The organism is Aeribacillus sp. FSL K6-2848 (assembly GCF_038004325.1).
GTDB classification, from domain to species: domain Bacteria; phylum Bacillota; class Bacilli; order Bacillales; family Aeribacillaceae; genus Aeribacillus; species Aeribacillus composti.
Genome location: NZ_JBBOQQ010000001.1, coordinates 2836373 through 2850550, shown reverse-complemented (window position 1 = coordinate 2850550; position 14178 = coordinate 2836373). Strand labels below are relative to the sequence as shown.

General features: G+C 36.3%; 12 protein-coding genes and 1 pseudogene. 10 read left to right on the top strand and 3 right to left on the bottom strand.

Annotation, left to right across the window (positions count from 1 at the left end; all coding sequences use genetic code 11):
• The first annotated feature begins 4 nt into the window (after window positions 1–4).
• From tnpA to NSS70_RS13745, 3 genes are all read left to right on the top strand, one after another.
• On the top strand, window positions 5–403 hold the full coding sequence (gene tnpA, locus NSS70_RS13755; protein WP_094245197.1) for an IS200/IS605 family transposase: 399 nt from the start codon (window positions 5–7) through the stop codon (window positions 401–403).
• A gap of 11 nt (window positions 404–414) precedes the next feature.
• Window positions 415–1527: an RNA-guided endonuclease InsQ/TnpB family protein gene (locus tag NSS70_RS13750; protein ID WP_003353586.1), complete on the top strand. Its 1113-nt coding sequence runs from the start codon at window positions 415–417 to the stop codon at window positions 1525–1527.
• A 104-nt stretch (window positions 1528–1631) separates the two neighbouring features.
• A complete protein-coding gene (locus tag NSS70_RS13745; protein WP_340881800.1) occupies window positions 1632–1895 on the top strand; it encodes a hypothetical protein in 264 nt (87 codons plus the stop codon).
• A gap of 194 nt (window positions 1896–2089) precedes the next feature.
• Here NSS70_RS13745 and NSS70_RS13740 read toward each other — a convergent pair whose 3' ends face one another.
• Together NSS70_RS13740 and NSS70_RS13735 are read right to left on the bottom strand one after the other, a co-directional pair.
• Window positions 2090–2557, bottom strand: coding sequence for a CBO0543 family protein (locus NSS70_RS13740; protein WP_340881798.1), 468 nt, complete (start codon window positions 2555–2557; stop codon window positions 2090–2092).
• Window positions 2478–3629, bottom strand: a complete 1152-nt coding sequence (locus NSS70_RS13735; protein WP_340881797.1) for a DUF2515 family protein — start codon at window positions 3627–3629, stop codon at window positions 2478–2480. The genes NSS70_RS13740 and NSS70_RS13735 overlap by 80 nt, the downstream gene beginning before the upstream one ends.
• 90 nt (window positions 3630–3719) lie before the next feature.
• Here NSS70_RS13735 and shc point away from each other — a divergent pair.
• The 7 genes and pseudogenes from shc (at window position 3720) to NSS70_RS13700 (ending at window position 13689) form a co-directional block, all read left to right on the top strand.
• A pseudogene (gene shc, locus NSS70_RS13730) lies at window positions 3720–5581 on the top strand (squalene--hopene cyclase).
• Between the two features lie 215 nt (window positions 5582–5796).
• Entirely contained in the window at window positions 5797–6912 is a 1116-nt protein-coding gene (locus NSS70_RS13725; RefSeq protein WP_340881795.1) for a sugar-binding protein, read from the top strand.
• Window positions 6909–8342, top strand: a complete 1434-nt coding sequence (locus NSS70_RS13720) for a sensor histidine kinase (RefSeq protein WP_144596820.1) — start codon at window positions 6909–6911, stop codon at window positions 8340–8342. Before NSS70_RS13725 ends, NSS70_RS13720 begins: the two co-directional genes overlap by 4 nt.
• Window positions 8335–9609: a response regulator gene (locus NSS70_RS13715; protein WP_066247636.1), complete on the top strand. Its 1275-nt coding sequence runs from the start codon at window positions 8335–8337 to the stop codon at window positions 9607–9609. Before NSS70_RS13720 ends, NSS70_RS13715 begins: the two co-directional genes overlap by 8 nt.
• A 221-nt stretch (window positions 9610–9830) precedes the next feature.
• Window positions 9831–10919, top strand: a complete 1089-nt coding sequence (xylF, locus tag NSS70_RS13710) for a D-xylose ABC transporter substrate-binding protein (RefSeq protein WP_063388155.1) — start codon at window positions 9831–9833, stop codon at window positions 10917–10919.
• Between the two features lie 91 nt (window positions 10920–11010).
• Window positions 11011–12510, top strand: coding sequence for a xylose ABC transporter ATP-binding protein (locus NSS70_RS13705; RefSeq protein WP_130157813.1), 1500 nt, complete (start codon window positions 11011–11013; stop codon window positions 12508–12510).
• Complete coding sequence (locus tag NSS70_RS13700; protein ID WP_327874122.1) at window positions 12511–13689, top strand: sugar ABC transporter permease; 1179 nt, start codon at window positions 12511–12513, stop codon at window positions 13687–13689.
• A 306-nt stretch (window positions 13690–13995) separates the two neighbouring features.
• Here NSS70_RS13700 and NSS70_RS20890 read toward each other — a convergent pair whose 3' ends face one another.
• Complete coding sequence (locus NSS70_RS20890; protein WP_445290600.1) at window positions 13996–14106, bottom strand: hypothetical protein; 111 nt, start codon at window positions 14104–14106, stop codon at window positions 13996–13998.
• Window positions 14107–14178: the final 72 nt, after the last annotated feature.

Genomic DNA, 14178 nt, shown 5'->3' with positions numbered 1-14178 from the left:
ATCAATGAAATTGGATAGTAATAATCATTCAGTGTTCCTATTACATTATCATCTTGTATTAGTTGTAAAGTATCGCAGAGAAGTGTTCACCGATGAAATATCTGATTTTGCAAAAGATATGTTCATTGAGATCGGAAAAAAATACAACATTACTTTGACAGAGTGGAATCATGATAAGGATCATATCCACATCCTATTCAAAGCACATCCTAATTCTGAATTATCGAAGTTCATCAATACTTATAAGAGTGCAAGTTCTCGACTGATAAAGAAAAACTTTCCTCATATCCGAAAAAGACTATGGAAAGAGATGTTTTGGTCAAGAAGCTTTTGCCTGCTTACAACAGGCGGTGCACCAATAGAAGTCATAAAAAAATACATTGAAAATCAAGGTCAGAAGTGAGGTGATTTGATATGGCCAAACAAAACAAAGCCTTCAAATTTCGTTTGTATCCGAATAAAGAACAGAAAATCCAATTAGCCAAAACATTTGGTTGTGTTCGCTTTGTCTACAATAAGATGCTGGAAGAACGTAAGGAAACGTATGAGAAATTCAAAAACGATAAAGAAACGCTTAAACAACAAGCATTCCCGACACCAGCGAAATACAAAGATGAATTTCCATTCCTAAAAGAAGTGGATTCTTTAGCTTTAGCAAACGCACAGATCAATTTGCAAAATGCTTATAAGAACTTTTTTGAAGGTCGTGCGGAGTTTCCTAAATTCAAAAGCAAGAAAAATAAACAATCTTACACAACCAATATGGTCAACGGCAATATTAAGCTAGAAAATGGTCATATCAAACTACCAAAAATCAAAAAGCCAATGAAAATGAACCGACATAGAGAAATACCTGCTGATTATAAAATCAAATCTTGTACTATTTCTAAAACAAAGACAGGTAAATATTATATTTCGATTTTGACAGAATACGAGAAAGATATTCAGTCAGTAAAGATTCAAAAAGTAGTTGGCTTAGATTTTGCTATGGACGGTCTATATGTCGAGAGTGAACAGGGTGAGAAAGCCAATTACCCACGGTACTATCGACAAGCATTAGACAAACTGGCAAAAGCACAACGAATTCTTTCTCGCAGAAAAAAAGGTTCTGCACGTTGGGAAAAACAACGTTTGAAAGTAGCAAAGTTACAAGAGAAAATTGCCAATCAACGCAAGAATTTTCTTCACCATAAATCAAAAGAATTAGCATCAACCTATGACGCAGTTATCATTGAGGACTTAGACATGAAAGGAATGTCTCAAGCCCTCAATTTTGGAAAAAGTGTTCATGATAATGGCTGGGGTATGTTCACTACTTTCTTAGAATACAAGCTAAAAGAACAAGGGAAACAACTTGTAAAAATCGATAAGTGGTTCCCTTCTACTAAGAAATGTTCTTGTTGTGGCAAGGAAAAAGAAATGCCATTATCTAAACGTGTATATGAATGTTCTTGCGGTTTTGTATTAGATCGTGATCACAATTCAGCAATCAATATCAAAAATGAAGGATTACGCATATTAGCATAAAGAATAATAACTTTCGGAACGAGAGGGTAAGCTCGGTCAATTTCTTATCGTTAGATAGGATTACCCGAGAAGCCCCCACTTCAAGCGACCCGCAAGGGTGGTAAGTGGAGGGTAGTTCACTAAAACCGAAGGTATTGCTGTTGGATGAGCCGCTAGTATCTTTAGACCCGATTAACATTGCTGAAACTTATAAGAAGCTCGTTTCTTATGCCAGAAGGGGAAATATTGTTCTTCTTTCCACGCATATGATCCCGATCGCCCATAAATTGGCTGATGAAATATTATTGCTGAAAAACGGGAAAATTCATCAAGTTGCCAATCAATACAGCGAAAGCGAACTGGAACATTATGTGTTAAATCAAATATAATAATATTTTTGCTGGATGCTTCAGCCATTTCAAAATCGATGCCGTTAATTATGCTGTCGGGCATAAAACATCAATTATTGTCAAGACCGAAAAAATCACCGATTTATCATTCTCCAGAAAGATCTCATTGATCCTTTTATTGGGAGCCTCTTTTCCCGTAATCGACAGCTTCAAAAGGGCTGAACGTTGCAGCCCTAATTGTTTTCGGGAGAATTCACCAGTATGCTGTAAAATCTCCATATAATTATAAAGAAAAGGATATATCCAAAAAAAGAATAGAAATGATTCCAATTAGAAGAATGGATAAACACGCCCGCTCGTTCAGCCGCTTGTTCAAAAATGCAGGCTAAAATACCAATCAAGCAAAATAGGATTGGGCGAACAAAAGGACGGATTTTATGCATGACGATTAAAAATGAGGCGGTGATAATAGGTAGAATGACGAGCGTAAACAAGATGTTAATAGAGAAGATTTTCGGGAACAATCGTTTTGGAAAGGCGTAAAATCTGCATTCAACAAAAATCAAATCTAAGTATGTTCCAAGTAAAGAGGCAAAAAGTGCTGCAGCAAGTAAAGCAATGTTATTCCTTTCTAAGAAAAATTGCTTTTTTCGCCATGATGGTAAGTTCAATTTTTTCGATTGTTTTACAATAATCTTCATAAATATCCCCGCCTGAAAATGTTTCTTCTTTTAAATAGTGGATGACCTTCCAATCATGGAACCAATCTCCACTGTCCGCGTCTTCGTGTTTGATATTTCCCCAAGCGAATTTTAATTGAGGGCTGTAAATGCGCGGCTCTCCTTTTTTCAACTCGCACTTTTTTGTCCTTCGTTTATAGATTGTGCCTGGCAATGATTCTTTCACATGATGAAAGAGGAGCCCCCAGTAATCTGCTCTCGAACCTGTATGCTTATTTTTTTTTGCCCAACGCAGCACTCCTTGTAAAACGTTCTCTTGGTGAAAAAGCAAAGAATATAAACGTTTACCTAACATAATTCGTTCATGAAGCGATGCAAAATGCTGCAGCGTCGCTCCGATTAAAGCAGGCTTTGTTTCATTTTCAACATACGGAAAGATGATGTGATTAAATCGCAAAAAATCATAAAGCTTGAAACCAATCGTGTTTAATACGGTCTTTTGAAAATGATGATTTTGAATAACATGTTTTTCTAAATAGTTTTGTTCATTGATGACCGTTGCGATTGCCAGTAGATAATAGTTTCTGTTTTCCCAATAGTGATTCCAGATTGTTTCCATAAATGTTGATACGTTTAAATAGGGGAGGAGGTAAAATAAGTTTCGTTTCATGCGCAAGCTGTGGTGATAAAGTAAAAATTGCGGGAATACATCTTGAAAGATTAACCAATTTCCACGTTCTAAAAATAAAAAGTAGTTTTTTTGCTCCTTTTCTGATATTAGCCTTGTTAACAAGTCTCCTTTTAAATCGGTCATATGCCATCCTCCATTCCGGGAAACCATATGTCCTAAGAGCGCCCAATGGATGTCTGGATGCCTGATATAAAAATTTAAATATGCAGCTGTTCTAGTTACGTTGTTAGTGTTGAGTGTATTTGTCACGTTCACAATGGAATCGATGATGTTTTGTTCCCATGTTTGTAATGGAGGCATAGGCTGATTTACGTTACATTTCATTTTTTCGACGAGATCTTCCTTAATTTTCAAAAGCTGTTGATCGATCAATTTATTGTTGTTCAACCATGGAAAGACCATCCTATTCCTCCCTCATCGAATAGCTTCCATAAAAGCTGAATATGTATAGGAATAAGCTAAAACTTACTACATGAAGTGGTGGTGAATAGGATGAAACAACGAATTGAAGCTGAAATCAATCGATTGGCGGAATTAATCCTAAAGAGGCAAAATTTTGACGGTGCTTGGGATTTCCCATTTGAAACGGGTATTGCCACAGATTGTTATATGATTATCTTATTACGAACATTGGAAATTCATGATGAACAATTCATTCAATCACTCGTTGACAGGATATTAAGTAAACAGGAGAAAAACGGAGCATGGAAGCTGTTTTACGATGAAGAGAAGGGAAATCTATCCACAACAGTTGAAGCATACTATGCTTTACTTTATTCGGGATTCATCGATCAAAACAATACAAACATGCGACTAGCTAGGAAGTTTATCATAAACCATGGTGGCATTGGAAAAGTAAATATGTTTACGAAAGTCATGCTTGCTTTAACGGACCAAATCAAATGGCCTAAATCCTTTCATCTGCCGATCGAATTCATTTTATTTCCAACTACTTTTCCTGTAAATTTTTTTGACTTTTCCGTTTATGCAAGAGCCAATTTAATACCAATATTGATTGCTGCTGATCGCAAGTTTAGTATAAAGACAAAGCATACTCCTGACTTATCAGACTTATATGTTCATAGAAATGAAGACCTTTGGGACTTGGACTCTTCTGAATGGCGTTCTTTTTTTTCGTTTATATATGACGGCATGAAACAATTAGTAGGTATTCCTTTTGAGCTTCATCGATTGGCATTACATCGAGCAGAACAATATATGTTAAATCGAATTGAACAAGATGGTACCTTTTATAGCTACTTTAGTTCAACTTTTTAATGATTTTTGCTCTGATGGCTCTAGGATATTCGAAAAAGCATCCAGTTATTGTTCGGGCTGTTCAAGGGCTAAAGTCAATGAAGACAACAATAGATGGACACACTCAGATTCAATACACGACGGCAACTGTTTGGAATACGGCATTATTAAGCTATTCATTACAAGAAGCTGGTGTACCATCTGCGTCAGCTTCTATTCAAAGAGCAAATCAATATTTGCTTTCTCGCCAGCACTATCTATATGGTGATTGGGCTGTTCATAATCCGTATCAAATACCGGGGGGATGGGGATTTTCAAATATTAATACGATGAATCCGGATATTGATGATACAACAGCGGCTTTACGCGCGTTGCGAAAAGAAGCATTAAATAATCGCTCCTTTTGGGATCGAGGAATGAAATGGCTCCTGTCTATGCAAAACGATGATGGAGGCTGGGGATCGTTCGAAAAAAATGTCAATAAGTCATCGCTATCTTGGCTTCCGATAGAAGGCGGGGAAAAAATGCTTCTTGACCCATCAACGCCTGATTTAACGGGAAGAACGTTGGAGTTTTTAGGGAATTTTACACGATCAAGCTACAATCAAACGTTTATAAAACAAGGGGTAAAGTGGCTTTTAAAAAATCAACGAAGCGATGGTTCTTGGTATGGACGATGGGGAATTTGTTATATTTATGGATCATGGTGTGCATTAACAGGCTTAATCGCAGTAAAGGTGAGAAGAGATCACCCTGCCGTACGAAAGGCTGTGAAATGGTTATACTCCATTCAAAATGACGATGGGGGCTGGGGAGAGTCTTGTAAAAGTGATATACAGAAAAAATTTATCCCTTTACCAGCTAGTACTAGAGTGCATACCGCGTGGGCATTAGACGCTTTGGCAGCGGCAGAAGAAACGGTTACACCACAAATGAATCAAGCAGTGAACTATTTATTAAATTCAAAAGATGAAAATTCATGGACAATCACATACCCAAAAGGTCAAGGCTTACCTGGCGGATTTTACATTCATTATCCAAGCTATGAATATATTTTTCCTTTGCTGGCATTGGCTCATTTTGTAAAGAAATGGTGATTAGAGGATGGAAATTTGTATGCAAAAAGCTACGGCCGTAACATTTTTGATAATTAATTTTTAACCTTTTTACCGAAAAATAGTAGAACGATGTTTCAATGGAAAGCTATCCTCATTTAAAGTGAAATTCGCGAGACTCCTAAAGGGAAAAAGCGATCAGTGTAAGACAAAAGCTATGAATTATTTCCCTATGAGGAGTCATACATGAGAAATTTATGAAAAATAAAAAGGAAATCGCACTAGTTTATAATAATATTAATAGATATAAGGCTTGTAGATTATCAAAATATTTAATCGGATTAACTGTAAACGGTTACAATTTATTTGAGCTAAAGGTGAAATATATGTCAAACAAAAGATGGACATTAACTTTTTTATTCTTAATTATTTTGTTTCTATATGTTTTTATTCAATTTATATGGACGTCAAAGCAGATGGAAGAGACAGTGGAAGCTCTTGACAAAAGGGTTTCCCTACATGAAGAACCTCCGCATTTTATTCTTATTGCTCAAGAATTCGATAATCCATACTGGCGGAAAGTAGAAAAAGGTGCTCAGGATGCTGCAAAAAAGTTTCAAGTAGAAGTTGAATATGTCGCTCCGTTACGAACAAGTATTGAAGAACAGATTAAGTTATTAGAAAAAGCAATTGCTTCTAAAGTAGATGGAATCATTGTTCAAAGTTTGGATGAAGAAACATTTACTCCAATCATTAATAAAGCAATATCCAAAAATATTCCAATTATCACAATTGATACAGATGCTAAAGCGAGCCGTCGTCTTTCCTATGTAGGGACAGACAATTTTGCAGCTGGTCAATTGCTTGGGAAAACCGTGGTAGATATGACAACAGGGCAGCATAAAATTGGGGTTATTATTGGGAGTGAATCATCTGACAATCAACAGGAGCGACTAGATGGTTTTTTGTCAGTTATTAAACAACATCCAAGGTTAGAAGTAGTGGAAGTCCAAGCATCCAATATTTCGAGAATACAAGCGTCCATTCAAGCTGATATTATGTTAAGAAAATATCCCGATATTTCAGTGATGGTTGGGACAAGTGCTTTAGATGCAATTGGTATGACAGTGGCTGTGAAAAATTTGCAACGATCCGATATTCAAATTTTTGGATTTGATGACGTCGAAGAAACATTATTGGCAATAAAAAAAGGAGAGATTACAGCAACCATCATTCAAAAACCATATGAAATAGGTTTTATTGCTGTTCAATTAATGTCCAAGCATTTGCAAGGACAACCTATTCCAAACGTATATTTTACTTCAAGCAAAAAAGTAGATGCATCAAACGTACAAATGGAGGTAACACCGTGAATATACGGACAAAATTGTTTATCTTTATTCCATTGCTCGTCATTTTACTCAATACTATAGCATTTTTTATTTTTGATAGTGGAAAAAAAGTTCAAAAGAGCTATGACTTCATGGTCCATCGTATTTACTTATACAAACAAATTTCCAATGAAACTCAAGAAAATCTTCGCTATTTAAGTAGCTATCTCATATATCAAGACAAAGAAAATCTTAACTTGCTAATTAAACATAAAGCTAATTTAGAAGCTCTGCAAAATAATTTAAGCAACAATTCGGCCAGTAATGCTTTAGTAGTTGATAATTACAAAAATATGATCAATACTTTTCTCCAACTGGAAGAAGCTATTTTAACAAACTTAAAAGAAAAAAAATTTCTGGATCAAGCTGATCAATTCAAAGAAATAGAAAGAGTTGCTTCTTTCATTCGGGAGGATAGCCAACAACTAGTAGACATGGAATTGAGTGAATACCAGCCTGTGTATAATAGTATGTTGGCAATTAACGAAAATATGAATAAATGGGGAGGAAGTTTGTTTATTGTAACCACAGCATTAAGTATCGTATTTGCTATCTGGCTGTCTCGAAGTATCGTCATTCCCATTCAGCAGCTTGTTCAAACAGCTAAACAAGTCGCTGCGGGAGACTTAAATACGAACGTGCCTATATACCAGCCAAATGATGAGGTTGGGGTACTAGGAAAAGTGTTTAATCAGATGATTGAAAATTTACGAAAATTAATCTCTAAAAATATGGAAATACTAGAAAAAGAAAAATTAATGAGAGAATTAGAGTTAAAAGCACTTCAAAGTCAAATTAACCCGCACTTTTTATTTAACACATTAAATGTGATCTCAAAGCTTGCATATATTGAAGGAGCTGAAAAAACGAGTGAACTAACCATTTCTACTTCCAATTTATTACGATATAATTTGCGGAAATTAAACGAACCTGTCATGCTGCGTGAAGAAATTGAAAATGCAAAAGAGTATTTTGCCATACAAAAAGCACGATTTCGTGACCGTATTTCATTTCAAATGGAGATTGATAATCATTGTTTAGACCAATCAATACCTGCACTTACGATTCAGCCTTTGCTTGAAAATGCTTTTGTCCACGGGATCGAATCAATGGAATCAGGAGCTGTTATTGAGTTAAGCGTCAAAGAAAAAGAAGGAAGAGTGTTGGTGAAAATTTCGGATAATGGTGTAGGGATGGATGAAAAAATTGTGAAAACAATACTCGAGTCACCATCTTTTTCAATTAAAAAATCAACAGGACATTCAACAGGATTAGGAATGGAAAATGTGTTTCGACGTTTGCGATTATTTTACCAAGTACATGATATCGTGGATATTAAAAGCAAGCAAGGTCGCGGCACCACGATTTTGTTGTCATTACCAAGAGTAAGGGGGGAAAAGATGCATGTATAAACTTCTCATTGCAGATGATGAACCTCTAGAGCGTGAAGGGTTAGAATTGATGATTCAAAAATGTTTGCCCAATCAATTTCAAATTTTTCATGCTGAAAATGGCCGATTGGCGATACAACAGATGGAAAAGCATCAGCCGGAAATTATATTTATGGATTTAAAAATGCCTGGTATTCAAGGACTGGAGGCGATTGAAGAAATAAAAAAACAAAATCCTAAGATTAAAATCATTATATTAACTGCATTTGATTATTTTTCCTATGCAAAAGAAGCCATTGAACTCGGTGTGAATGATTATATTTTAAAACCAGCTAAAAAAGAGAAAATTGTCTCTGTGTTGAAAAAATGTATATCAGAATTAGAAGAAGAATTGCTAAATCGTGAGAAGGAACTGAAAATGAAAGAAAAGCTGGGACACCTTTTTTCAATTAGTGAATCCGAATGTGCCCTAATGATTATGATGGATGCAGTATCAGAAACAGACGTGGATGAATTGCTTTCTCTGTTAAAAATCCCTCACCGAACTAGCGTAGCCTTTGTCATTGAATTTTCCGATATAAAGATGGAAGAGAAACAAGATTTATACCAAATTGTCAAAAGGTATATGAAAAATAAACAAGAGTGTATATGCAGTCCTTTAATCGATCATCGTATGACGATATTTTCTTTTCCTTCCGATCAGGACATGACGAGAAATCAATGGATTACTCTTTCCATGAAATGGTTGAAGGAAATCGAAAAACGAACAAACAAAAAAATTAAAATAGGAATTGGTACTTTGCAAAAGGATATTCAAGGCTTTAAAAAGTCATATCAAGAAGCTCTTCTGGCTGTAACATCTCAACCGTATTTTGGACGGGTAAAACATATTTCAGAAGTAGAGGCTGCACACGATTCAGACAAGAAAGAAAAGAATCGAGCTTTACTAAATTCAGAGAATACGAAGGGACTAGATATAGCACTTCAATTTATTTCTGATCATTTTCACGAAGATATTACACTAGAGGAAGTCGCTCAATTGATGAATTTTCATCCACACTATTTTAGTAAACGATTTAAACAGGAAACGGGCCAAACGTTCTCTGATTTTTTAACACATATGCGTATTGAAAAAGCGAAAGAACTGATGAAACAATACCATCTTAACGTAAAAGAAATCTCTTATTATGTTGGTTATAACGATCCTAACTATTTTAGTCGAGTTTTTAAAAAAGTTACGAAAATGACGCCAAAAGAGTATCGAAACCAACTGCAGAAAAATAAATGATAAATTCGATCACTTCTCCTATACGTGCAGGAGGGGTGATCTTTTTTTAGCACTTTTTTGACAAATATTAAAAGAGTCCTATTTTGGTAGTCAGTAAAATTTTTACAGGTGAAAAATGTCCCTTTATAAGTCGAAAAAGTGAAGGAAATAAGAAAGAAATCGTTTTCATATGCGTGATAGGCTTAAAAATGAAAGCGTAAACATTACGAGGGGGGTTTCAAATGAAGAAATGGTGGAAAACTTTATCGATGGCAGCTGCATCACTTGTTTTAGCTTCTGCTTTAACAGGATGCGGCGTTGTTTCATCGGGAGGCGAGGACAAAAGCAGTCAAGCAAAAGAAGATGGCGACAAAATTGTGGTTGGTTTCTCAATGGATACGTTAAAGGAGGAGCGCTGGCAGCGCGATAAAGACCTGTTTGAAGCAAAGGTAAAAGAATTAGGAGCAGAAGTAAAAACGCTTGCGGCTAATGGCGATGATGCCGCTCAATTGAATCAAGCAGAACAATTAATTTCCGAAGGGGTAGATGTGTTAGTTGTTGTACCACATAATGCAGAAGCTACAGCAGCTATTGTTGACAAAGCGCATAAAGAAGGAATTAAGGTTATTTCGTATGACCGCCTGATTAAAAATGCAGATGTAGACTACTATGTATCTTTTGACAATGTTCGAGTTGGGGAAATGCAGGCGAAAGAGATTGTTAAGCAAGCACCGACTGGAAACTATGTATACATCGGTGGTGCCGATACAGATAATAATGCTCACCTATTCCGTGAAGGAGCTATGAATGTGTTAAAACCGCTTGAAGAAAAAGGGGATATTAAGATTGTTTATGATCAGTTCTCAAAGGACTGGAAGCCTGAAGAAGCATTGAAAAATATGGAAAACGCTTTAACAGCAAATAAAAATAATATTCAAGCAGTTATAGCAGCAAATGATGGCACAGCTGGCGGCGCCATTCAAGCATTAGCGGCTCAAGGACTGGCAGGGAAAATCCCTGTGTCTGGTCAAGATGCAGAGCTGGCTGCGCTGCAACGCATCGTGGAAGGAACGCAAACAATGACGGTTTATAAACCAATTCATGCTATTGCCACGAAAGCGGCTGAAATAGCTGTAGCTGTTGCAAAAGGAGAAAAAATCGAAACAGATCAAAAAATACCGAACGGTAAAATCGATGTTCCATCTGTCCTTCTCGATCCTATTGCTGTAACGAAAGAAAATGTTCTAGATACTGTCATTAAAGATGGATTTCACAAATTAGAAGATGTCTATCAAAATGTTCCAAAAGATCAATGGCCAAAACAGAATTAAATGTTATAAAGGCTGACTCTTACAAAAGAGTCAGACCTTTCTCATTCTATCATGCTGCGAATGGGAGGGAAGATGGTTGTATTCGTTAGAGATGGATCAAATAACAAAAGAGTTTCCCGGAGTGAAAGCATTAGACCGTGTAACATTTAAAGTGAAAAAAGGTGAAATTCATGCGCTCTGTGGTGAAAATGGAGCGGGTAAATCGACGTTAATGAAAGTATTAAGTGGATTATATCCAACTGGAACATATTCAGGAGAGATTCGTATAAACGGAACCCCTGTACATTTCCGCAATATTAAAGATGCAGAAAAGGCAGGGATTGCAATTATTCACCAAGAACTTGCACTCGTTAAAGATTTGACAGTTGGAGAGAACATTTTTCTAGGAGCAGAACCGAAAAAATATGGCGTCATCCAATGGGATCAATTGTTTTATGAGTCATCCGAATGGTTAAATGCAGTAGGTTTAAATGTGGCTCCTCAAACGAAAATCTATTCACTTGGCATCGGGCAGCAACAACTTGTGGAAATTGCCAAAGCTTTGTCTAAAAATACGAAGATATTGATTTTAGATGAACCGACAGCTGCTTTAACAGAGAGTGAAGTCGAAATATTAATGGGAATTTTAGAGGAATTAAGAAAAAAAGGGGTAACATGTATTTACATTTCTCACAAAATGCCTGAAGTTTTTCGTTTAGCTGATTCCATAACCGTCTTACGTGATGGAAAATCCATTGCAACTCTATCCAAAGATGAAACAAGTGAGGATGAAATTATTTCTTTAATGGTCGGCAGAGAATTAACGGAACGATATCCGCAAGCTGAACGAACTCCAAAAGAAACGATTCTTGAAGTGAAAAACTATTCTGTCTGGCATCCAGATATGCCAAAAATGAAGGTAAATGATAATATTTCCTTTTCACTTAGAAAAGGAGAGATCCTTGGAATAGCTGGATTAATGGGGTCTGGTAGATCAGAGCTTGCCACAAGTCTTTTTGGAGCATATGAGGGAAAACGGGAAGGCGAGGTATGGATAGAAGGTAAAAAGGTTCACATTCGCAACGTTCAAGATGCTATTAATGAAGGGATAGCATTAGTGACAGAGGATCGAAAACGCTTTGGTCTTGTTTTAAGTATGGATGTGAAAACAAATACCACTCTTGCCAGTTTGAAAAAAATTAGCAAATGGGGCGTTATGAACCATAATGAAGAAATGAAATCAAGCCAACAGTTTGTCCAGAAGTTAAAAACTAAAACGGCATCTCTCGAAACGAAAGTTGGAGCATTATCGGGAGGGAATCAGCAAAAAGTCGTTATTGCCAAATGGTTGATGTCTAAGCCGAAAATTTTAATTTTAGATGAACCTACACGGGGAATTGATGTAGGGGCAAAATATGAGATTTATCAATTAATGAATCAGCTGGTTAATGAAGGAGTCGCAATCATTATGATCTCATCAGAGCTGCCTGAAATACTTGGTATGAGCGATCGAATTCTGGTCATGAACGAAGGCAGATTTGTGAAAGAGCTGACGAAAGAAGAAGCCACACAAGAAAAAATTATGTCAGCAGCAACGGGAGGAGGGAAATAAATGGAATTAAAAGTGACGGCTCAACAAAAGACAAATGTCAAAAAAAAGTCGTTGAAAGATATAATCGGAAAAATTGACGTACGGGCTTATACGATGATTGGTGCCATAGTTGCGATTTGGCTGTTCTTTGGAATTTTGAACGATACATTCTTAACAGCGCGTAACCTTTCAAATTTATTCACTCAAATGTCTGTTACTTCTATTTTAGCGATTGGAATGGTTCTCGTTATTGTTGCCGGACACATTGACTTATCTGTCGGATCCATTGTAGGTCTTACAGGAGGTATTGCTGCCATATTTAGTAACTGGATGGGAATGCCAACGATTGTTGTCATTGTTGTCACGTTAGTTGCTGGTGCAATTGTTGGCCTACTTCAGGGTTGGCTAGTTGCCTATCAGGCAATTCCTGCATTTATTGTCACTTTAGGCGGTATGATGGCATTTCGCGGCATCTTAATGGGAATAACGAAATCAACAACCATTCCTATTTTTGATGCGAATTTTATTGCCCTTGGAAGTGCCTATTTTACAAATATGTTTGGGATTGTGTTGGCCATACTAGCAGTAGTCATTTTGGTTATTTTAACAATAAGAAAACGAAAAACTCGCTTAAATTATGGATTTGAAGTAATGCCTCTTTCATTGGAAATCATGAAAATACTTTTTCTTAGCTCACTCATTGTTTTATTCGTCATCACGATGAACAGCTATAAAGGAATTCCGTTTCCCATTATATTTGTTATCGGTTTGGCAGTCATTTTTTCATTTATTGCGAATAACACAACATTTGGCCGTCATATTTATGCAATTGGCGGAAATTCAGAAGCTGCGCGTTTATCAGGAATTAATATTAAAAGTCGCACGATGATGCTGTTTGTATTTAGCGGATTGTTATCAGCCGTTGCAGCAATTGTGTTAACAGCTCGTCTTTCTTCTGCTACCATTTCGGCTGGCCAGATGTATGAATTAGATGCTATCGCTGCATGTGTCATTGGCGGAACCTCTTTAATGGGCGGATCTGGAACGATTATTGGTGCGATTATAGGGGCCATGGTCATGACATCGCTCGATAATGGAATGTCCCTTATGGGGCTGGACACCTATTGGCAGTACATTGTGAAAGGAAGTATTCTTGTACTAGCAGTCTGGATAGATATTGCAAGCCGTAAAAAAAAATAAGTAGTTAAAAATCTGCTACAAAAGGGCTGAACTTTGGATATCATTCATAGTTTCAGCCCTATTTGTATTGGTAAAAAATGAACCAGTATGCTGTAAAATTTCCATATAATTATGAAGACTATATCAAACTATGGAAAGCTTGGAATAAACCTCATTTCATTTCCTATCCTTGTGGTCATTTAGGCATCGTATTTCAACGAAGGAAAATCACTAAGGACGGAATGTGATTTATTAAATATAAAATCACATAAATAAAAAAAGCCTATAGGTAATTCCAGAAGCAATTAAGAAGTTCGATAACTAAACTTACCTTTTAAATAAGCCTAATTTTTTTTGCTGCTTTTTTCTTCCATTTTTTAAAATGTTGTTGACATGGTTTTTGACCGTTCGGATGGAAATGAACATTTCATCTGCAATTTCACGTATTATCTATGAACTCTAATATTTTTCATTCGGTTGGCGTTAGTTGTGATTGGATTTTTTCCATCT

What these genes read in the sequence shown, in the direction of transcription:
- tnpA (WP_094245197.1), top strand. Translation starts at nt 5, where the DNA reads ATGAAATTGGATAGTAATAATCATTCAGTGTTCCTATTACATTATCAT.
- NSS70_RS13750 (WP_003353586.1), top strand. Translation starts at nt 415, where the DNA reads ATGGCCAAACAAAACAAAGCCTTCAAATTTCGTTTGTATCCGAATAAA.
- NSS70_RS13740 (WP_340881798.1), bottom strand. Translation starts at nt 2,557, where the DNA reads ATGAAGATTATTGTAAAACAATCGAAAAAATTGAACTTACCATCATGG.
- NSS70_RS13735 (WP_340881797.1), bottom strand. Translation starts at nt 3,629, where the DNA reads ATGGTCTTTCCATGGTTGAACAACAATAAATTGATCGATCAACAGCTT.
- NSS70_RS13725 (WP_340881795.1), top strand. Translation starts at nt 5,797, where the DNA reads ATGAAAAATAAAAAGGAAATCGCACTAGTTTATAATAATATTAATAGA.
- NSS70_RS13715 (WP_066247636.1), top strand. Translation starts at nt 8,335, where the DNA reads ATGTATAAACTTCTCATTGCAGATGATGAACCTCTAGAGCGTGAAGGG.
- xylF (WP_063388155.1), top strand. Translation starts at nt 9,831, where the DNA reads ATGAAGAAATGGTGGAAAACTTTATCGATGGCAGCTGCATCACTTGTT.
- NSS70_RS13705 (WP_130157813.1), top strand. Translation starts at nt 11,011, where the DNA reads ATGGATCAAATAACAAAAGAGTTTCCCGGAGTGAAAGCATTAGACCGT.
- NSS70_RS13700 (WP_327874122.1), top strand. Translation starts at nt 12,511, where the DNA reads ATGGAATTAAAAGTGACGGCTCAACAAAAGACAAATGTCAAAAAAAAG.